This window comes from uncultured Hymenobacter sp. (genome assembly GCF_964242765.1).
Taxonomy (GTDB): Bacteria; Bacteroidota; Bacteroidia; order Cytophagales; family Hymenobacteraceae; genus Hymenobacter.
Genome location: NZ_CAXTBM010000014.1, coordinates 1 through 20358, shown reverse-complemented (window position 1 = coordinate 20358; position 20358 = coordinate 1). Strand labels below are relative to the sequence as shown.

The following is a 20358-nucleotide window of genomic DNA, read 5'->3' as shown; positions in this document are numbered from 1 at the left end:
TGCTGTAGTTGCTTACCACGCAGCCAGCCGGCTTTTCGGCTTACTGTGGGCCTGCCAGTTGTATTGGTTTTCTTTCTCGTGCCTGATATTCTCGTTTCACAAACTGTTTTGCTTGGTAGCTTGCCCACCGCCGGGCGGCTTGCTCTCACGCGCCTGCTACAGCAGCTAGGGCTACGCGTAAGTGGCATTAGCGAAAATTCAGTTGAATTCATCACGCAGGTTCGCCGTCTTCGTCCCGCTCTATTGATTGTAGGGGATGCGCAACTGCGTGACCTGGAGGTGCTTAGCCGCTATGCGGTGTTGCCAGTGCTGCTGTACTGCGAAAGTCAGCCGCTGCCGGGCATGTTGCGAGAGGCTAGCCGCTGGGGCGTTTTCGACTTTATTCTGGCTGGTGCCGCCGCGTCAGATTGGTCGCGCACCATCACGCGCAAACTACAGGTAGCTCCACTACGGCCGGTTTCATTGTGGCGGGAAGTAGGCGGCGCGGCGGCCGTACCGGGGCTGCCGGGAGGAGTGGTGGTGATTGGAGGCTCTACGGGCAGCCCGGCAGCAGTCGAGCAACTGGTGCGGGCCTTGCCGGCTACCTTAGCCTGTGCAGTGCTGGTGGCCGTGCATTTGCCGGCATCTTTTCTAGGGTCCTTTGTGAAGCGTCTGACGCGGGCTACTTCGCTGCCAGTCATGGCTGCCGGAGTGGGTACCCAACTAGCGCCCGGCTGCATTTTGGTGGCGCCGGGTGGCCGCAATCTTGTAGTGAAAGCCGCGCTGCGTACGCCCTGGCAGTGCTGGCAAACCGATTTCTCTGCCGAGACCAGTGCTTCCGGTGATGAGCCGTCCATTGATATTCTTATGCATTCGGTAGCGCAAACGGTGGGCGCCAACGTGCTGGGGGTAGTACTCACGGGCATGGGTTGCGACGGTACGCGAGGGGCACAGGCCATCCGGCAGCAGGGCGGCACAGTGCTAGTGCAGGACGAAGCTTCGTCGGTGCTTTTCTCGATGCCAAGTTCGGTTATTCAGGCGGGATGGGCCAATGCGGTGCTGCCACTGGCAGCATTGCCCGAAGCTATCATGCAGTATGCTGGGCAATTCCGGCGGACGGTAGCCGGTGGGCGCAGTACAAATTCATCTATTCCTTCCTCGCGTCGTTTGGTTGAGTTATGAAATCACGCGAGCAGGAATACCGGGAAATCTTTATGGCGGAGGCGCTCGAATACTACGATGCCATGAGCCGACATATCAGCGAGCTAGAGCGCAACCCACAGGACCAGCCCGCCCTCAACGAGCTGTTCCGGCTCATGCACAACCTGAAATCCAATTCTCGGGCCATGGGCTTCACCGGAATTGGCGAAGTGGCGCACCATATGGAAACCATCTTCGGCTTGATTCGGGACAAGCAACGAGATTTTGCCGGCAGTTTAAGCAAAGTGCTTTTCTCAGGAGTTGACACTTTGGGCACCATGATTCGGGCCGTAGGCGAGGAAGTGGCCTTGCCCGATGTAACCACGTTGCTCGATAACCTCGACCGCTTGGTGCAGGGCCAGGAACCAGAGCTACCCGAAGAAGACCTAAGCGACGAGGAAGCCAACCGCAAGCTAGAGCTTTCGGATTTGGTGTATATCCAGATCAAAAAGCTCGACCATTTACTTAATCTGGTGGGCGAGCTAATCATCGACCGGGACCGGATTCTAACGCTAAGCCAGGAAATCGGTAATTCTGCGCTCCAAACTACGGCTGCCCACCTCTTCCGCATCACCGATGAGTTGCAATACTCCGTGATGGATGCGCGCCTAGTGAATGTGGGCTCCTTGCTCAACAAGTTTCCCCGGGTGGTGCGCGATGTAGCCACCGCTGAGGCAAAGCAAGTGGAATTGACGCTCAGCGGCCAGGATATTCAGATCGACCGCAATATTCTTCAAATCATCACCGATGCGCTGCTGCACTTGGTTCGCAACGCCGTGGGTCACGGCATCGAAACGCCCGCGGAGCGGCTGAAAGCCGGCAAGTCAGCGGAAGGTCACTTGCGGCTTTCCGCCCAGACCGAGCGCGACGATGTGCTAATTCAAGTAATTGACGACGGCAAAGGCATCAACATCGAACAGGTACGCCGCAAGGCCGTGGAGCGGGGCTTGGTTGCCAAGCAGGTTGCCAAAACCCTCGACGATGATGCGGTGCGGGCTTTCTTGTTCGAGCCCGGCTTCTCGATGGCCAAGGAAGTAACCGAAATTTCTGGTCGGGGCGTGGGGCTTGATGTGGTTAAGCTGGCCATTGACTCGCTCGGTGGGCAGTTGCGAGTGGACTCGAAGCTGGGCGAAGGCACCACCTTTACGCTGGTGTTGCCGACGTCTATTGCCGTGAAAGGCGCTTTGCTTTTCGAACTCGATCAGCGCAGCTACGCCATTCCGCTTATGCACACCGATTCGGTGGTATCGCTCTGGCCCAAGCAACTGCATGTGATAGGGGGCTTGCTGATGGCTAGCGTGCAAGGCGAAAACGTGCCCGTAGTCGGCTTGCACCAGCTCCTAAATGGAGACGGACCAATGCTCCCAGTTTCCCGCGCCGACGTGCAGGGCCGGCAGGATATCATCATCATTGCTTACAACAACCGCAAACTCGGACTCATCGTTGACCGTTTTTTGCGTCAACAAGATATTGTCATTAAACCCATGAGTAAGCCGCTGGATACCATTGAATTGTTTGGGGGGGTTACGCTGCTTGGTAGCGGACAGGTCTGCCTGGTGCTCGACGTACCCGCCTTAACTCGTCTGTTTCTAGCCCGGCGACCTTAAATTTACGTACTGCTGAATCCGCTGTGGTCATGCTACCGCCGCGACAGGCCAATCGAATGAATATTATGGACTTGCACATGACGGAACTTGAGCGCGACGTGGTCCGCGAAATTCTGAACATAGGACTGGCCCGCGCCGCCGACTCGTTCGCGGTGATTGCCCAAGAGAAGGTGCTTTTGGAAGTGCCAAGCCTCGATTTGGTGCCTGGTACTGGCATTCTGGACCGTGTGCGTGACATTCAGCAAAACCACGTCCCGGTGCAGTCTGATATTCGCGGCGAGTTTAATGGCACCACCATGATGTTCTTCTCGGGACTGCACATTCAGCGCTTATCCAAGGTGTGTTTGCGCATGAACACGCCAGCGTCCACGCACATTGATGAGATGCAGGAGTCGTTGCTGCTGGAAATCAGTAACATCATTACGGGGGCTTTGGTGACGCAGTTAGCCAACATTCTCAAAGCCAAAATCTACGGAGCGCCGCCCATTGCACCTCGCGGCGACATTGCGGCCTCCCTGCACAACCTGCTGCTAACTCAGCCCCTGGTACAACCCCTAATATTTTCAGTTATCACGCAGTTTTCTGATAAGAATAATTCGGTGGAGTTGCCTTTGATGCTGTTCTTCGACCGCGCTACTTTCGAGAAGATTCTCGATATCATCCGCACCTACGACTTCCTGAACGGCCAGCCCTCTTAACAAGTGAGGCGGTGAGAGTAGCAGATGGTGAGTTCGACGTTCCGCTTGCGCACACGGCGCGGTTTGGACATCGAACTCACCATTTTGCCATCTTGCTGGTTCACCATTTCACCACTACAGTATCTCGCTTTATGGCCTCAACTCATTCCTCTGCCCTCATTCGGAAGCTAGCCAACTTTGATCCCAATGCCTTAGGCGACTCGCAAGGCGGCGTATACGGCTTGCCATTTACCGTGGAGGAAGCACAAGTGGTGATAGTGCCGGTGCCTTGGGAGGTTACCGTTTCGTACCGAGCTGGCACTGCCCAAGGACCCGATGCCATCCGGGAAGCTTCTCTGCAAGTGGACCTCTACGACTCGGATATGCCGGATGCTTGGCGCATGGGCCTGGCTATGGAAGAGGCCGACGAAAAAGTAGCCCAGGAAAGCCAGGAACTGCGGACGCAGGCTGCCGCTTACATCCGATGGCTGGAAGCAGGAGAGCCCGCCGCTGAAACCGCCAAGCACGCGAGTGTGCCCGCGGCCATCACCAAGCGGGGCTTGCACTTGCTGCACTACCTCAAAGAGAAAACCGGGGCTTACCTCGATGCAGGCAAAGGAGTTGTGCTGCTCGGTGGCGACCACAGCACGCCCCTTGGCTACCTGCACGCGCTGGCCGAGCGCCACGATGAGTTTGGTATTCTGCAAATCGATGCGCACTGCGACCTGCGCCCCGCTTACGAAGGCTTCGAGTACTCGCACGCTTCTATCATGTACAATGCGCTTAAACTGCCGCAGGTGAAGAAGCTAGTGCAGGTGGGCATTCGGGATTTAAGCCAGCAGGAAGCGGAAACCGTGGAGCAAAGCCAGGGCCGTATTGTTATGTTTCACAACCGCTTCCTGAGTGACGAGCGGTTTGCCAAGAAATCATGGAAAAAGGTGTGTGGTAAAATTATTGCGCAGCTGCCGCCGAAAGTGTATCTGAGCTTCGATATTGATGGCCTTGATCCGAAGCTCTGTCCGGGCACTGGAACGCCCGTACCGGGCGGCCTCGAATTCGAAGAAGCACTTTATCTGATTCGTGAGGTAGTACGCTCTGGTCGCACCATCATCGGCTGCGACCTCAACGAGGTAGCACCCGGCGACACCGAGTGGAATGCAATTGTTGGCGCACGTTTGCTCTACAGCATGGCCAACTGGATGGGCGTCTCGCAAGGCCGCCTCACCGACAGAGCCGCTGAAAAATAAGCAATCCGCTAGCGAAACGACAAGCGTCCTGGCAGGGCAGCATTCATTTACAGAATAATGAATGCTGCCCTGCCAGGACGCTTGTCATTAGTAAGACAAGGCTGGACAGAGAGGAGGAGCGGATATAGCCTTTAGGCTATCCTTTTTGCCATATCCGCGTACATCCCCCAACTTTCTCCCTCACCTAACTTTCTCTTTACACGCATGGGATTCATTCTCAAATTTCTGCTCACAGCGGTTATCACCTATCTGCTGGCTGAGTTTCTACCCGGCTCGCACATTGGGGGCTTCACCGACGCTATTCTGCTGGTTATTGTGCTCGCCGTGCTCAATGCCGTGCTAAAGCCAATTCTGAAGCTACTCGGACTGCCCATCACAGTTCTTACGCTTGGTCTGTTTCTGCTCGTTATCAACGCTGCCATCATTATGATTGCCGATGCGCTGTTGTCTGGCTTTGCAGTTGATGGCTTTCTTTCCGCACTGCTATTCAGCGTCGTCTTGTCTGTTGTAACTTCTGTTGTTGATATGGTCGTGGACTAATTAGTAGCTGTTCCACAAAAAAGCCCCCGCTACTACAATAGCGGGGGCTTTTTTGTGGAACGATAGGAAATCTGTTAAGTTGGCCGAAAGGCGCGTAACCGAATCCAGCGGTACATTCAGGATAATAGTAGGCGACACGTCGGTTAGCTCCTGCGTGCCAACGCCTCCCTGCACAGCGCCATAGTTGCCATCCTGCTCGTAGTAGCTGGACAGAATATTCACTTCCGTTTCGTCAGTGTTGCCCGGATCAACGAGGCTTGGGGCGCTGCTAAGGACGCCGTAGCCGTCTGCCCGGTTGGGAGTTGGTGTAGCTTGCGCCCACGCCAGCATGGGCAGGCTGGCGTGGGCGCTGCGCTCAACAGGATTGGCGTGCCTCCCCATGCACTCGGCAAGCCAAAAGTTTATTCTATAACCTACCGCTAACTATTCGTTGCAGCCCCCGTTTCACAGGAAATATACTTTCCGGCTAAGTGCAGCATGAGTTCAACCACCAATCATTCTCTACTCGTAACGGTGCCCGCCAACGAAGCGCCTACGGCTACCATCAACCGCGTACTAGAGCAAGTGGGGAGGTATTTAGATGCTGACCGCTGTTTCTTGTACGTCCGGGACCCAGCCGTCGGGAAGGGGCGCATTGCCTTCTGTTGGCGCAAAAACGACGTGGTGCCCAACCCGATTCACGACTGGCAGGAAGATACCACCGACTTGCCGCAGCAAGACCCGCTGTTTCGGGCCGCGCTGGCTGCTCGCCCCTCGGTGTTCGTGGAGGACGTAGAAACAGCAACGCCGGAGGTGCTCAACCGCGAATTCGAGCATAAAACTTTTGGCCATCGGGCGCTGATTCACGCGCATATCGTTGAAAAAGGCCAGCTATGGGGGATATTGCAGCCCTGCTTGTTTGGGCAGCCGCGCCATTGGACTTTGCAGGAGCGAGCCGCTATTGAGGCTGTGTTGCCGGCGTTGGCATCGGTTGTTCAGGCATATATCAGCAGCGTAAGAATCCCTAGAAAAACAAAATAGGTGCTGCTTAGCGGCAGCACCTATTGTCAGGTTAGTGAACAACTAGTTTACAAGCGGCGAATCTGCGCGCCCAAGGCATTCAAGCGCTTGTCGATGTGTTGGTAGCCCCGGTCAATTTGCTCTACGTTCTCGATTACGCTACGGCCATCGGCGGAAAGAGCCGCAATCAAGAGGGCTACACCCGCCCGAATATCCGGCGAAGTCATGGTGATGCCGTGTAATTGGGTGCGCTTGTTGAGGCCGATTACGGTAGCGCGGTGCGGGTCGCAGAGAATGATTTGGGCACCCATGTCGATGAGTTTATCTACGAAGAACAAGCGGCTCTCGAACATCTTCTGATGAATCAGTACTGTGCCTTTGGCTTGGGCGGCCACTACCAGCACAATGCTGAGCAGGTCGGGGGTGAGGCCCGGCCAGGTGTGGTCCGAAACGGTCAGGATACTGCCATCGAGGTAGGTGGTTATTTCGTAGCGGTCCTGCGCCGGGATGTAGATATCATCGCCGCGAAATTCCAACTGGATGCCCAACTTGCGGAACGTATCCGGAATAACTCCTAGCTCGGCAATCTGGCAGTCTTTGATGGTAATTTCCGAGCCAGTCATGGCCGCCAGGCCGATGAAAGAGCCAATTTCAATCATGTCGGGCAGCATGCGGTGGTCGGTGCCACCGAGGCTTTCCACGCCCTCAATCGTGAGCAGGTTGGAGCCGATGCCGTTGATACGGGCACCCATGCGCACCAGCATTTTGCAAAGCTGCTGCACGTAAGGCTCACAGGCGGCATTGTAGATGGTAGTGGTACCTTCGGCCAGCGCCGCAGCCATCACAATGTTGGCGGTGCCCGTCACGGAAGCTTCTTCGAGTAGCATATACGCGCCGCGCAGCTTGCCTTCAGAGTTGATGCGGTAGAAGTCGAGCCCTTCGAGTGTGAGCTTACCACCTAACTTTTCCAGTCCTACAAAGTGCGTGTCCAGCGGCCGGCGGCCGATTTTGTCGCCCCCTGGTTTCGGCAACTGGCATTTGCCGAAGCGGGCCAGCATGGGCCCCAGAATCATCACCGACCCGCGCAACGCCCGGCCCTGCGCCACGAATTCAGGCGTATCGAGGTAGTCGAGGTGTATATCGTCGGCTTGAAAACGATAGGTATCCGTGGCGAGCTTGCCCACTTTAACGCCCATATCGCGCAGCAACTCAATCAGCTTGTTGACGTCGCGGATATCGGGAATATTGGAGATGGTAACGGGCTCCGAGGTGAGCAACACGGCGCAGAGAATCTGCAATGCTTCGTTTTTGGCCCCCTGAGGCACAATTTCTCCTTTAAGCGGATTCCCGCCAATTACTTCAAATGCGGCCATATAGTAGAAGTTAGGAGCGAGAAATTGGAAATGAAGAGTAAGACGGGGCAGGAGTTGAGGGGTAAAAGTAGAAAGTCAAGAATAGCATTTACGATATTCTTGGCTCAACTCTGGCCTTTTTAACTCTTACTGTTCGTTTTCACTTCAAGCTTCCAACTCCAAGCTCCTCCAAAAAATTACTGAGGAGGTTGTTGGGGTTCTTGGCGGCCCTTTTTGCCGCCGCGGCGCTGCTTGTCGCGCCGGTTGCCGCCGCCACTGGTATTGCCGCGGCGTCCTTCGCGCTCCTGGCGCGGTTGCGGCACAATGAAAGCGGCCCGACTAGCACCACCCGTAGTTACGGGCGCTGAACTGCCCGCAAATTCAAACAAACCCTGCGCTTCCACCTGTACTGGGTCCAAAGTCAACTGTCCGCCCGATAGATCTTTAAGGTGCTTAAGAATGGTGACATCCTTGGCGTTTTCCTTGTTGTGCGAGCGGTACAGAAACTTCATCGTTCGCCCGATAGTGATAGTGGCTTGCTCGCGTTCCGTTGGGTCTTGCAGGGTCAGGGCTTTTTCAACCATCAGTTCTACGCTCTTGCCGTAGGCCTTCAGTTTCAGATTTTGCTGCGGGTACGGAATGGGCTTGGGATGCTGGTTGAGTTGGCTCAGACCTTGCAACTCGAATGGCGCGTCAATGTCGAGGTCCTCGTCGGCCATCTCGTAGAGATGGTTCCAAACGCGTTGCTGTGCATCGGGCTGGTCGCGCAAGTTGGGTTGCAACCGAAAAATAAGCTGCACAATTTGAGTGGCACGGCGCGTACGCTCGGTTTTGTCTTCAACATCGCGCAGGCCTTGCACCAATTGAAAGGTGCTTTGGCCGTACTCACGCTGAAGTAGCTCGTGCTTGTGAAGGGAAGGTAAAGGCATTGAAATGAAATTTCTAGATAAAGTGTGCGCAGAGAGAAACAGCGTGCTGCTAAGCAAAGCCAAAGCCTCTCGCGGGCTGGAGTTGGCAAAGTAACCAGAAAGTGCGAGCGAGAGGTTTCGACTCCGCTTGTCAGTGGGCCGCCTGGTGCTTGTTCCCTTGCTCGGTAGCACCGTAAAGCTAGCCATACGGTGACTATTGCATCAGCCAAGCACGCGCAATTTCGCAAAACTCAGCAATAACGTTTTCTCGCCAACTTCTTCGAACTCGATAACAGCCTTGGTGGAGCCCGAAACGGTTTCCAGCTTCGTTACGTGGCCAAAACCGAACTTGGGATGTTCCACCCGCTGTCCGGTTTGCAAACTGCTGGTGTCGGAAGGCTGAAAGTCGGCCGGGGGGGTATAGCCTTTGGCTACCGTCTTACGCGGCGGGGTGGGTAAGAGGTTGCTGCGCCGCTCAAATACGTGCCCAAACGGCGACTCGCCGGGGCCGGCGCTTGGCGTGGCGGCAAACTTGAAGTCCACGAACTGGGGGTCAATTTCATCGAGAAACCGGCTTTTCTCGCAGCTACGCAGGTTGCCCCACTGGTAGCGCGAGGTAGCGTAGCTCAGCGTCAGCTTCTTCTCGGCCCGCGTGATGGCCACGTAGAACAGCCGGCGTTCTTCCTCTAGATCGGCCCGCGAGGTAATCATCATTTGCGAAGGAAACAGGTTTTCCTCCATGCCCACGATGTACACGTTGCGAAACTCCAGGCCCTTGGCCGAGTGAATCGTCATCATCGTCACGGCTTCGCCTTCCTGCTGCGCGTCTTTGGTGTCGGCGTCCGTCACGAGGGCAATATCTTGCAGGAAAGCGCCAAGCGTTTTGTCTTCGCGCTCGGGGTCCTCGGTGTAGGCTTTCACGCCGTTCAGCAATTCCTGAATGTTCTCGTAGCGGGAAAGGCCCTCAATGCTTTTATCGGCATAGAGTTCCTCGATCATGCCCGAGTTTTTGGCAATGAACTTGGCCGCTTCAAACGCATCTTCTTTGGCTGCTACCGTCGTGTAGGCCTTGATTTTTTCGGCGAAGTCCACTATTGGGTTGGCGGCGCGGGTGGGCAAAAACTGGTCGGCGTTGGCTACCACTTCCCAAATAGTATGGTTGCTTTCCTCGGCCGCGTTGATAAGTTTAGCAATGGTGGTGTCGCCGATGCCGCGCTTGGGGTAGTTGATGACGCGGCGCAGCGCCTGCTCGTCGTTGGGGTTCACTGTGAGGCGCAGATAGGCCACCAAGTCCTTGATTTCCTTGCGCTGGTAGAAGCTCAGGCCGCCCACAATCTTGTAGCGGATATTGAGCTTGCGCAACGATTCTTCCATGGCCCGGCTTTGGGCGTTGGTGCGGTACAGAATGGCGAAGTCATCGTAGGAAAGATGATGACTCATCTTGTCCTCGAAGATGGAATTAGCAACCAGCTTGCCTTCCTCGTTGTCGGAAGCGGCCTTCAGCACCTCAATCAGCGGGCCTTCCTCGTTGTCGGAAAAAACGTCTTTGCGCAGCTGGGCCTGGTTGTTTTTAATAACCGAGTTGGCCGCCTTCACAATAGTTTTGGTGGAGCGGTAGTTTTGCTCCAGCTTGAACACTTGCAGTTCCGGGTAGTCTTTCTCGAAGTTGAGAATGTTCTGAATATCAGCGCCCCGGAAGGCGTAAATGCTTTGCGCGTCGTCGCCCACCACGCAGATATTGCGCTCCTTGGCGGCCAGCTTGCGCGCAATCAGGTACTGCGAGTAGTTGGTGTCCTGATACTCGTCTACCATCACGTACTTATACAAGTTCTGGTACTTGTTGAGCACATCGGGGTGGTCTTTGAACAGGACGTTGGTTTGATAAAGCAAATCGTCGAAGTCCATGGCGCCGGCCTTGAAGCAACGGTTGGCGTACTGCTGATAAATCACGCCAATCTTGGGCCGCAGTGCCGCCTCATCGTCCTGCCGAATGACCGGGTCGTTGAGGTACTGCTGCACCGAGATGAGCTTGTTTTTGGCCGCCGAAATCCGCCCAAGCACCATGCCCGGCTTGTACAGCTTGTCGTCGAGCTCCAGCTCTTTCAGAATCTGACTGATCAGCGTTTTGCTGTCCTGCGTGTCGTAGATGGTGAACGAGCGGGGGAAACCTATTTTGTCGGCCTCGGAGCGTAGAATACGGGCGAAGATGCTATGGAAAGTGCCCATCCACAGGTTCTTGGCCGCCGCGCCGCCCACTACCTTCTCGATACGGGCGCGCATCTCTTTGGCGGCCTTATTGGTAAAGGTAAGAGCGAGGATATTGAACGGGTCAACGCCCTGTTCGAGCAAGTTGGCAATGCGGTAGGTAAGCACCCGGGTTTTGCCCGAGCCCGCGCCGGCTATAATCATGCAAGGGCCGTCGATTTGCATCACAGCAGCCGCCTGCGAGGGATTTAGAAGAGAGAGATAATCCAGTGCCATTCGGTAAGCTAAGCGTTTTCACTTATTAGCAAAGGTACGGCTTTCGGGCGGGGTGAGGAAGTGCAAATTCCGGATGTAGCACACGCTTTGGTTTGTGCCAGTTCCAGCTCTGATAGTGCCCTGGCGTTGTTTTTGGCCAGGTTTTGCTGAATCAGGCGCGAGGTTTCATCGAGTTTACAGTTCCTTAGTACAGCGCACTGCAACTGCAAATGCCTTACCCTGCGCAACGCGGAAACTACGTGCCGTATCTTCGCCGCGTGAATCCTGCTGAGTCTGTTGCCTTCGTTTCCACTTCCGCCGCAAAATTCCCGTTGTCGCTCTTGTGCTTGTCGGCGAGTTGGGGCGGGCTGGAGCTGAACACCGTGCGCTTCGCTGATTGGATGCACCGCCGCGGCTGGCCAGTGCAGGTAATTACGTTAGCCGACTCGCCTGTTGCAGCGCAGGCAGAGACCCTGAAGCTGCCGGTTGCCTATCTTACCAACCGTTGGAAAGCCCTAGACGTTCCCGCTGCCAGTCGGCTGGCCGGCATCCTGCGGGCTTTTAATACGCGCGTCCTCATCGTCACCCGCAACGGCGACCTGGGGTTAGCGGTACTTTGCAAGACGCTCCATTTGCCTGCTTTGAAGCTGATATACCAGCAGCACATGCAGCTCGGGCCAGTTAAGCGCGGCGTTGTGCATACCCTGCGCTACCGGGCCCTGGATGCGTGGCTCTCGCCGCTGCCAGGGCTAGCGCGCCAAGTGCTCGAAAAAACACGTTTTACTGCGGAGCGTTTGCACGTGGTGCCCTTGGGCATCGAGTTGGAAAAGTTTGCTGATCCCGCTTTGACCCGCACCATCGCTCGGCGCCATCTGAACCTGCATCTGCCCACCAATGCCGTACTACTGGGCCTCATCGGCCGATTCGACGATGGCAAAGGGCAGGATTTTCTGGTAGAAGAGTTAGCGGTTCTGCGCTGCCAGCACCCCGCCGTGCCACTACACCTGCTGCTGGTTGGTGAGTCGACGCGCAACGAGGGCAATACTTACCGTGAAGCCGTGCTCCGCCGGGTGCGGGAGCTAGACTTAGAAGAGGTGGTGCACATTCGCGAGTTCACGCCGCAACCCGAAATAGCCTATCGTGCCCTCGATGTCTCCGTCACCGGCTCTACCAACGAAACCTACGGCATGGTTACTATTGAGGCCATGGCGGCTGGCTTGCCCGTAGTTGCCACGGCCACCGGTGGCACCTTAGAGATAGTAGACGATGGCCACACGGGCCTGCTTTTCCCGTTGCGCGATGCCGCTGCTTTCGAAGCGGCCATTGGGCGTTTACTGCAAGACCCAGGAGTGGCGGCAACGTTAGCCCGACAGGCACAGGCCGTTGCGTTGGCCACTTACTCGCATCATCGGCAGTGCGAGTTGACGGAAGATGTGCTGTTTGGGCTGTGGTAATTGGGTATCTTTGCAGCTACTATTCGCGGCTGAGGAACGCAGAAGTTGACGCTTGCAGTTGTAAGGAACGGCCTCTGTTACCCGTAATGAAACCTCTGCGGCCCTGAGCAGGAACTCACTATGATCATCATCCAAAATACCGTCATCTCCGATGACATTCGAGACAACTTTTTCGTCTGCAACCTGGAAGCCTGCAAAGGAGCCTGCTGCGTGGAAGGCGACCTAGGTGCGCCCCTAGAAGAACAAGAATTAAAAATTCTGGAAGCTGAATACCAGAACATCAGGCCCTTTCTTACCGAAGCCGGCCAACAAGCCATCGAGCAGCAAGGTCTCTACATCAAGGATTGGGAAGGCGACTACAGCACCACTACCATCAACGACCGGGAGTGCGCCTACGCCCTCTACGACGAGCGAGGTATCTTGAAATGTGGCATCGAGCAGGCGTATCTGGCCGGTGCCACTAGCTTCAAAAAGCCCGTCAGTTGCCACCTGTATCCCATCCGCATCACTAAATACGAAGGATTTGAGGCGTTGAATTACGACCGGTGGGGCATTTGTAATCCCGCTTGCTCCTTCGGCGCCAACTTAGGGGTGCGGGTGTATCAGTTCCTGAAAGAGCCCCTCATCCGCAAGTATGGCGAAGACTGGTATGGAGAGTTGGTGACGGAGATTGAGCAACCCCAAACGAAAAGCTAACCGGGCTGACTGTAAGAAGCTTGTCCCGACATGGTTTTCTAGCCGGTATTTAGAAAAGCAAAAGCGCCTAACTAAACAGCTAGGCGCTTCTGCTTTCTGAATACTTTGGGTTACAACTCCGAGAAGTCGAACGACGTCTCCAGAAACTTGGTGGTAAAGTCTCCGTCCTGAAACTTCTGGTTGTCCATCAAGGCCAAGTGGAACGGAATAGTGGTTTTCACACCTTCCACTACAAACTCGCTGAGGGCCCGCTTCATCTTCACGATGCACTCTTGGCGAGTTTGCGCCACCGTAATGAGCTTGGCTATCATCGAATCGTAATTCGAGGGGATGGTGTAGCCCGCGTACACGTGCGTATCGACGCGCACGCCGTGGCCACCGGGGATGTGCAGGGTGGTGATTTTGCCGGGGGAAGGGCGGAAGTCCTTGGTGGGGTCCTCGGCATTGATGCGGCACTCCATGGCGTGCATCTTGGGGTAGTAGTTGTCGCCGGAAATGGGGATGCCCGCGGCCACTTTTATTTGCTCCTTGATAAGGTCGTAGTTCACGATTTCCTCGGTCACGGGATGCTCCACCTGAATGCGGGTGTTCATCTCCATGAAGTAGAAATCCCGGTTTTTGTCCACCAAAAACTCGATGGTGCCTACTCCTTCGTAACCGATGGCCGACGCACCGGCTACCGCGGCTGTGCCCATCCGTTCGCGCAGCTCATCGGTCATGAAAGGCGAAGGGGCTTCTTCCACCAACTTTTGGTGGCGGCGCTGAATCGAGCAGTCGCGCTCCGAAAGGTGGCAAACGCGGCCAAACTGGTCGCCGCATACTTGAATTTCAATGTGGCGGGGCTCTTCCACAAACTTCTCCAGGTATACACCGTCGTTGCCGAATGCGGCTTTGGCCTCGGTGCGAGCATCGTTCCAGGCTTTCTCGAAGTCTTCTTCAGTTGGAATAATGCGCATGCCACGCCCGCCACCACCGGCAGTAGCTTTCAGAATAACGGGGTACTTGATTTTGGCGGCTACCTTCTTGCCTTGCTCCACCGAGTCGAGCAAGCCCACCGAGCCAGGAATGCAAGGCACGCCGGCCTTAATCATAGTGGCCTTAGCGGAGGCTTTGTCGCCCATCTGGTTGATCATCTCGGGCGTAGCCCCGATAAACTTGATGCCGTTTTCCTGGCACACACGCGAGAATTCCGCGTTTTCGCTTAGGAAGCCGTAGCCAGGATGAATGGCGTCAGCATTGGTTATTTCTGCTGCCGCAATCAGGGTGGGGATGCTGAGGTAGGACTGCGAGGAGGGAGGTGGGCCAATGCATACTGCCTCATCGGCAAAGCGCACGTGCAAGCTTTCCTTATCGGCGGTGGAATAGACAGCTACTGTCTTGATACCCATTTCCTTACAGGTCCGGATAATGCGCAACGCAATTTCACCCCGGTTAGCAATCAATATTTTCTTGAACATTGGGTCTTGGAGGCTTAAGGTCTTGGGGTCTTACGGCAAAAGGAAAGGGCCTTACAAACTTAGAGCTGATAGAAACCAACCTCTAAGCTTGTAAGACCCCAGGACCCCAATGAATTACATTGGCTCGATCAGGAACAGCGGCTGGTCGTACTCCACCGGAGAGGCGTTTTCGACCAGGGCTTTCATGACGCGGCCCGATGCTTCGGCTTCTATTTCGTTGAATAATTTCATGGCTTCGATGATGCAAATCACTTGGCCTTTTTCCACCAAATCACCCACCTGCACGAAAGCTGGCGTATCGGGGCTGCTACTACGGTAGAAAGTGCCAATCATCGGCGCCTTCAGCGCTACATAGTTCTCAACTGCTGGAACCGCGGCAGGTGTTGCCGCAGGGGCCGGAGTAGCGGGCGCAGGGGCTGGAGTGGTGGGCACCGGGGCCGGGGTGGGGGCCGCCGAGGCCGACATGCCTACCACGGGCTTGTAGCTAGGCTCACGTTGTACGGAGATTTTGAATTCCTCCGTCTCGATGTTGACTTTGTTGAGGCCCGACTTCGCAATGAAATCGATAAGTTCCTGGAGTTCCTTGGCTTTCATGGCGGCGCTTGACTTGCTGGACTGCTTACTTGACTCTTTCGACATAGGAGTAGTCGCGGGTATCGACGCGGATTTTAGTGTCCTGATCGATGAACAGTGGGACCTGAATCCGGGCCCCCGTCTCAACAATAGCAGGCTTAAGCGTGTTGGTAGCCGTATCGCCTTTCAAGCCGGGCTCGGTGTAGGTCACCATCAGTTCCACGGTAGTCGGCAGTTCAGCGGTGAGCGGCTGCTCGGTTTCAGCATGAAACAGGATGGTTGCTTCTTGGCCTTCCTTCATAAGATCGGCAAAGGGTAACATGGCTTCGGGCAGCACCACTTGCTCGAAAGTGGCGTTGTCCATGAACGTGTAGCCGTAGTCGTCTTTAAACAAATACTGGTGCGGGCGTTGCTCGACGCGGGCCGTTTCCACTTTCACCCCGGCATTGAACGTGTTGTCGATAACCTTGCCGGTTTTGATGTTGCGGAGCTTTGTACGGACGAAAGCGGGACCTTTGCCGGGCTTCACGTGCTGAAACTCCGTGATGACGTGCAAGTCACCATTGTAGTTGAGCACAAGTCCGTTGCGGAAATCTGCGGTTGTAGCCATGTTGAAGTGAGAGGGGGAATTAGAAATTGTTAATTGGCTTATCTGCCACAGAGAAGCAAGGTTAGACAGCCAATTTTCAATCCTTCAATTTTGTAAGTTTTCAGTTCAAAAGAAGTGCCGTCCCGGAAAAGTCGCGGGGCGGCACGTCGGGAGTGCAAGTATAGAGGTTTTCCGCAACCGAGCCACCGTAGTTAAATGGTGACCGGGCTAGAATTAGAGTCGTATGCCCACTTAAGGTAGATGGAGCCCCATGTAAAGCCCCCACCGAAAGCAGCCAGAATCAAGTTGTCCCCTTTGCGCAGTTGCTGCTCGTAGTCGGCGAGGCAGAGTGGAATGGTGGCGTTGGTCGTGTTGCCGTAGCGGTGAATATTGAGCATCACTTTCTCCGGCCCTACGCCCATACGGTGCGCGGTAGCATCGATGATGCGCTTGTTGGCTTGGTGCGGCACCAGCCAGGCCACATCGTCGTTGGTGAGGTGGTTGCGCTCCATCACCTGCGCGGCAACGTTGGCCATGTTAGTCACGGCGAACTTGAACACGGTAGCGCCTTCTTGGTACACGTAGTGCTCCCGGTTGGCTACCGTTTCGGCCGATGGCGGCCGGCGGCTACCGCCGGCTTTTTGGTACAAGTACTGTTCCCCTCTGCCATCAGAGCACAAAACTTGGTCGCGCAGGCCGTAGCCTTCGGTGCTAGGCTCCAGCAGTACGGCACCCGCCCCATCACCGAAGATGATGCAGTTGGCCCGGTCTGTATAGTCGATAATGGCCGACATTTTATCGGCCCCCACTATTACTACCTTCTTGTACGTGCCGGTTTGGATGTACTGCGCTCCGGTAGCTAGCGCAAACAAGAAGCCTGAGCAAGCCGCCTGCATATCGAAGCTAAATGCCTTGGTGGTGCCAACGGCGGCTGAAATAATGTTGGCCGTAGCCGGAAAAATCAGGTCAGGCGTTGTAGTCGAGCAAATCAACAGGTCGATTTCTTCGGGGCGCGTACCTGTTTTAGCAAGCAATTGCTGCACCGCCTGGATGCCCATTACCGAAGTGCCCTGGTTTTCGCCTTTCAGAATGCGGCGCTCCTTGATGCCGGTTCGTGACGTAATCCACTCGTCGGTGGTGTCCACCATTTTTTCGAGTTCCTGATTCGTAAGCACGTAATCGGGCACGTAGGAGCCCACTCCGGTAATAGCGGCGGTAATTTTCATTGACGAAAAAACAGAAAACGCGGCAAGAAAAAATCCGGCCGGGGCCGGACTTAGTCGCTAGGACTTGAAGGTATTTTTGATCTGGTCGGAGATGCCGGATTGGGCCATTTGGTAGCCTTGCAACAACATGTTGCAGATAGCCAATGGCGTACTCACGCCGTGCCCGATAATAGCGTTGTCGTTGATGCCCAAAATAGGCGAGCCCCCGACGGCTTCATAGTTGAAATTGTCGAAGAAGGGGTCACGCATCTGCTTGTCGGCCATGATTTCGTAGATGGACTCGGCCATCTTCAGCATCACGTTGCCGGTATAGCCGTCACAAACAATTACATCGGCTTTGCCATTGAACAGGTCGCGCCCCTCAATATTGCCAATGAAATTAACGTGTGGATTCACTTTCAGCAGCTGATACACCGCCTGCGTGAGCGTGGTGCCTTTGCCTTCTTCTTCACCTAAATTCATCAAGCCCACTTTGGGGTTGGTGATACCGAGCACGTACTGCGCGTACAAAGCACCTAACTCGCCGAATTGCTCCAGCATTTCGGGTTTGCACTCGGCATTGGCGCCTACATCAAGCAGAATGCCCATGCCGCCGTGCAGTTTCGGAACGAAGTTGGCAATGGCAGGCCGCAACACCCCAGGTACCGGCTTCACGCTAAACATGGCCCCTACGAGCATAGCGCCCGTATTGCCAGCCGAGCAAAATGCATCGACTTCGCCCGTGTGTAGCAGCCGGTAGCCCACGGCAATGCTGGAATCCTGCTTTTGCTGGTACGCTTTAGCCGGATGTTCGCCCATCTCAATGATTTGAGAAGCGGATACCAATTCAAGACTGGCAGCCGCAGCGCCGTGCTGATCTAAGAGAGGGCGGACGGCCGCTTCTTGGCCAATGAGCACAATCTGCGCCTTGCCGGCTAGTTCTTGCGCGGCCAGCACTGCACCATCGACCGCGGCCTGGGGCGCAAAATCGCCCCCCATAGCGTCCAGGGCTATCTTCATGTACGAGGTATCAAGGAGGAGTCTGGGAGAGGAACCTTACTTTACCTCCCGGCCTCTTTCAAAAGAAAAAATAAGCCGGGAGGAAAGAAAGGGAAAAGCGCGGCTGCGCGGCTATTCTTCGGCGGTGTCGGCGGCGGCAGCAGGAGCAGCTACCGGAGCGTAGCCTTTGATGGCTACTTTACCGTGCAAATAAAGGTCGCCATCTACCACGTAGGCCTTATGGCGAAGGTGCAACTCGCCCGTATTCTGGCAGAGGGTAACTGCCTTTGGGGTCAGCTTGTCGTGGGTGCGACGCTTGTCGCGGCGGGTCGAGGATTGGCGTCTCTTAGGATGTGCCATGAGTTGGAAAATATTGAATGGTAAGTGTTGCTTGTTGAGTTAAAAGCGACTCAAGCGCTTAGTTGAGGTTGCGCAGCGCGTTCCAGCGCGGGTCGGTGCCCTCATCGTCATCGTCGTTATCGCCGGGCTGGCGGGTGGTAAAGATGAGCTTGGTTTCCGATTCTGGGTTTTCGTCGGGCTCGTTTTGGAAGCGCGGGTGCAACTTCTTCATCGGCAGCGCCAACCCAATGTAATCGAACATATGTTGGGCCAGAGGGAGGGTCTGCGTATCGGGGGTGATTTGCAGCACGTTGTCGTCCAGCTCTATCTCCCGGTCGCCGTAGCGCACTAAGAGTTGTTCGTGCACGTCCACCTCCTGGTCGTATTCATCGAGGCTCCGGTCGCAGGTTAGGCGCACGGTACCCGCAATATCAAAGTTCAGCGTGAGCAAGCGGTCCGTCTTGATCAGCGTAACATCGGCGTGGAGCTTGCCATCGGGGATGAGTTGCTGATCGAACTGCTCGAAAAACGCTTGGCCTAGCTCGTACGCAAAGTGATGCGTTTTGTCGGCTAGCTTGGCAATAGCCAGGTCGTATTCAACGTTTTTCTTCACGGTCAATTTATAGCAGGGGGCAAAAGTAGAAAGATTTTGCCGTTTAATGAAAGCAGGAGCTAAAACCGGGGCTGGCTTTAAGCGTTTTTAAGAATGAACTCCGGTGGAATTCCTAGCCGCTCATAGAGGCGTTTGGCCAAGTCGAGCGTAACGCGGCGTTTGCCGCTAAGGATCTGCGAAAGGCGCCCGGCTGGCACTTCTAGCAGTTGTGCCAAGTCTTTCTGCTTGAGCCGCATTTGCTGCCGTTTCAACTCTATCATGTCCGCTAGAGAAGTGGGCAGGTTAGGTATTGGCAATAAGCCCAGCTTGTCCTCGTACGTGTCGAGAGCGACTATCAATTCCCGGAATTCGGCTTCTAGTGCCGCATTGCCTTCAAAACCAGCAGCAACCAACGCATCCATTCGGCGCAGAGCCGTGCGATAGTCAGATGGAGTTTGAAGAAGCATAGAGCAGCAGAGAAAACGAAAATGGCCCCGGAGTGTGATTTAGCGGCTGCAAAGTTAAGCGCTAGTTTTAAAACCGCAAAGTAAATTTCGGTTTTGGAAAGAATGTTTCAGTTTGGTCTAATTATAAACCGCTTTGACAGGCTTTTCAAACCCCAAGTATATTTCCTAGCTAGTGCTGATCCTACTATATAAAGCCACTATTCAGTATGTGAACAGTGGCTTTATATACAAGAGGATAATAAGCTGATAATGTGGGGTTAATTGTTATTAAAAAATCGCCATTGCAAGCTGGTGTTTAGCAACTTGCCAGGCTCAGCAACGGCGCATCAAGCTACTTACTCATGCCTGCCGCCACGTGGGGCGGCGCTTGGTACCAGCGGCTTGATGGCGGCCAGTGCGGCGCGTTGCCGCACCAAGTCGCAGGCGAGGTAAAGGGCTTCGCGAAACGAAGTTTCGTCGGCTTTATATTGACCGGCTATGCCATACGCAGTACCATGGTCGGGCGAGGTGCGAATAACAGACAAGCCCGCGGTGAAATTAACGCCCCGTTCGAAGGCTATGCTTTTAAATGGAATTAGACCTTGATCGTGGTAGAGGGAAAGAGTAGCGTCGAACTGACGGTATTGGCGAGTACCGAAGTAGCCATCGGCGGGATAAGGGCCGAACACTAAGTGTCCTTCCTGTAGCAACTGCTGAATAACGGGCGCCACAACTTCTTGTTCCTCGGTGCCAAGAAGGCCGTTTTCGCCGGCATGAGGGTTGAGGCCGAGCACGGCCACCTTCGGCTTCTCAATTCCAAAATCCTGCTTCAACGACTTCAGCAGAATCCGCAACTTCGTAAGCAGAAGCTCTTTCGTAACACGGCTGGGTACGTCTTTCAAAGCAATATGGCCCGTGGCAGTGGCTACGCGCAATTCCTCGCTCGTGAGCAGCATCAGACTTTCGGAGCCACCGAAGAAACTGGTGAGGAATTCCGTGTTGCCAGGGTAGCAAACGTCGTCAGCCTGCGTGTTTTCCT

The 20358-nt window shown here is 55.1% G+C and carries 21 protein-coding genes; 8 read left to right on the top strand and 13 right to left on the bottom strand.

The window, feature by feature from the left end; translation table 11 throughout:
• Positions 1–78 precede the first annotated feature (78 nt).
• The 5 genes from ACFE7X_RS08025 (at position 79) to ACFE7X_RS08005 (ending at position 5250) form a co-directional block, all read left to right on the top strand.
• Complete coding sequence (locus ACFE7X_RS08025) at positions 79–1161, top strand: chemotaxis protein CheB (protein WP_375435154.1); 1083 nt, start codon at positions 79–81, stop codon at positions 1159–1161.
• Positions 1158–2786 carry a chemotaxis protein CheA gene (locus tag ACFE7X_RS08020; RefSeq protein ID WP_375435153.1) on the top strand — a complete coding sequence of 543 codons (1629 nt, stop codon included), beginning with the start codon at positions 1158–1160 and terminating at the stop codon, positions 2784–2786. The genes ACFE7X_RS08025 and ACFE7X_RS08020 overlap by 4 nt, the downstream gene beginning before the upstream one ends.
• A 29-nt stretch (positions 2787–2815) precedes the next feature.
• Complete coding sequence (locus ACFE7X_RS08015) at positions 2816–3484, top strand: chemotaxis protein CheC (protein ID WP_375435152.1); 669 nt, start codon at positions 2816–2818, stop codon at positions 3482–3484.
• A gap of 131 nt (positions 3485–3615) precedes the next feature.
• Positions 3616–4710 (top strand): agmatinase family protein, encoded by a 1095-nt coding sequence (locus ACFE7X_RS08010; RefSeq protein ID WP_375435151.1) that lies wholly within the window; start codon positions 3616–3618, stop codon positions 4708–4710.
• 204 nt (positions 4711–4914) lie between these two features.
• The gene (locus ACFE7X_RS08005; RefSeq protein WP_375435150.1) at positions 4915–5250 is read left to right on the top strand and encodes a phage holin family protein; all 336 of its coding nucleotides are present in this window, start codon (positions 4915–4917) and stop codon (positions 5248–5250) included.
• Here the strand turns inward: ACFE7X_RS08005 and ACFE7X_RS08000 are convergent, their stop codons facing one another.
• A complete protein-coding gene (locus ACFE7X_RS08000; protein ID WP_375435149.1) occupies positions 5251–5631 on the bottom strand; it encodes a hypothetical protein in 381 nt (126 codons plus the stop codon).
• A 96-nt stretch (positions 5632–5727) separates the two neighbouring features.
• Here ACFE7X_RS08000 and ACFE7X_RS07995 point away from each other — a divergent pair, with 96 nt between their 5' ends.
• Positions 5728–6270, top strand: coding sequence for a GAF domain-containing protein (locus ACFE7X_RS07995; RefSeq protein ID WP_375435148.1), 543 nt, complete (start codon positions 5728–5730; stop codon positions 6268–6270).
• Positions 6271–6317: 47 nt separating this feature from the next.
• Here ACFE7X_RS07995 and murA read toward each other — a convergent pair whose 3' ends face one another.
• The 3 genes from murA to ACFE7X_RS07980 form a co-directional block, all read right to left on the bottom strand.
• A complete protein-coding gene (gene murA / locus ACFE7X_RS07990; RefSeq protein WP_375435147.1) occupies positions 6318–7622 on the bottom strand; it encodes a UDP-N-acetylglucosamine 1-carboxyvinyltransferase in 1305 nt (434 codons plus the stop codon).
• Positions 7623–7798: 176 nt separating this feature from the next.
• Positions 7799–8530 carry a DUF4290 domain-containing protein gene (locus ACFE7X_RS07985; protein WP_375435146.1) on the bottom strand — a complete coding sequence of 244 codons (732 nt, stop codon included), beginning with the start codon at positions 8528–8530 and terminating at the stop codon, positions 7799–7801.
• A 201-nt stretch (positions 8531–8731) separates the two neighbouring features.
• Positions 8732–10984 carry an ATP-dependent helicase gene (locus ACFE7X_RS07980; RefSeq protein WP_375435212.1) on the bottom strand — a complete coding sequence of 751 codons (2253 nt, stop codon included), beginning with the start codon at positions 10982–10984 and terminating at the stop codon, positions 8732–8734.
• 215 nt (positions 10985–11199) lie between these two features.
• Between ACFE7X_RS07980 and ACFE7X_RS07975 the strand changes: the two genes are divergently transcribed.
• Both ACFE7X_RS07975 and ACFE7X_RS07970 read left to right on the top strand, forming a co-directional pair.
• Positions 11200–12423: a glycosyltransferase family 4 protein gene (locus ACFE7X_RS07975; protein ID WP_375435145.1), complete on the top strand. Its 1224-nt coding sequence runs from the start codon at positions 11200–11202 to the stop codon at positions 12421–12423.
• 120 nt (positions 12424–12543) lie between these two features.
• Positions 12544–13119: a DUF3109 family protein gene (locus ACFE7X_RS07970; RefSeq protein WP_375435144.1), complete on the top strand. Its 576-nt coding sequence runs from the start codon at positions 12544–12546 to the stop codon at positions 13117–13119.
• 110 nt (positions 13120–13229) lie between these two features.
• Here the strand turns inward: ACFE7X_RS07970 and accC are convergent, their stop codons facing one another.
• The 9 genes from accC to ACFE7X_RS07925 form a co-directional block, all read right to left on the bottom strand.
• On the bottom strand, positions 13230–14576 hold the full coding sequence (accC, locus tag ACFE7X_RS07965; RefSeq protein ID WP_375435143.1) for an acetyl-CoA carboxylase biotin carboxylase subunit: 1347 nt from the start codon (positions 14574–14576) through the stop codon (positions 13230–13232).
• A 114-nt stretch (positions 14577–14690) separates the two neighbouring features.
• Positions 14691–15170 carry an acetyl-CoA carboxylase biotin carboxyl carrier protein gene (accB, locus tag ACFE7X_RS07960; RefSeq protein ID WP_375435211.1) on the bottom strand — a complete coding sequence of 160 codons (480 nt, stop codon included), beginning with the start codon at positions 15168–15170 and terminating at the stop codon, positions 14691–14693.
• Between the two features lie 25 nt (positions 15171–15195).
• Entirely contained in the window at positions 15196–15759 is a 564-nt protein-coding gene (gene efp, locus ACFE7X_RS07955; RefSeq protein ID WP_375435142.1) for an elongation factor P, read from the bottom strand.
• Between the two features lie 191 nt (positions 15760–15950).
• The gene (locus ACFE7X_RS07950) at positions 15951–16964 is read right to left on the bottom strand and encodes a beta-ketoacyl-ACP synthase III (protein ID WP_375435141.1); all 1014 of its coding nucleotides are present in this window, start codon (positions 16962–16964) and stop codon (positions 15951–15953) included.
• A 57-nt stretch (positions 16965–17021) separates the two neighbouring features.
• Positions 17022–17963, bottom strand: coding sequence for a phosphate acyltransferase PlsX (gene plsX, locus ACFE7X_RS07945; RefSeq protein ID WP_375435140.1), 942 nt, complete (start codon positions 17961–17963; stop codon positions 17022–17024).
• A 111-nt stretch (positions 17964–18074) separates the two neighbouring features.
• Positions 18075–18302 carry a 50S ribosomal protein L32 gene (gene rpmF / locus ACFE7X_RS07940; RefSeq protein ID WP_375435139.1) on the bottom strand — a complete coding sequence of 76 codons (228 nt, stop codon included), beginning with the start codon at positions 18300–18302 and terminating at the stop codon, positions 18075–18077.
• Between the two features lie 58 nt (positions 18303–18360).
• The gene (locus ACFE7X_RS07935; protein ID WP_375435138.1) at positions 18361–18894 is read right to left on the bottom strand and encodes a DUF177 domain-containing protein; all 534 of its coding nucleotides are present in this window, start codon (positions 18892–18894) and stop codon (positions 18361–18363) included.
• Between the two features lie 77 nt (positions 18895–18971).
• Entirely contained in the window at positions 18972–19340 is a 369-nt protein-coding gene (locus tag ACFE7X_RS07930; protein ID WP_375435137.1) for a helix-turn-helix domain-containing protein, read from the bottom strand.
• A 335-nt stretch (positions 19341–19675) separates the two neighbouring features.
• The coding region (locus ACFE7X_RS07925; protein ID WP_375435136.1) for a PdxA family protein at positions 19676–20358 on the bottom strand (683 nt) is incomplete at its 5' end.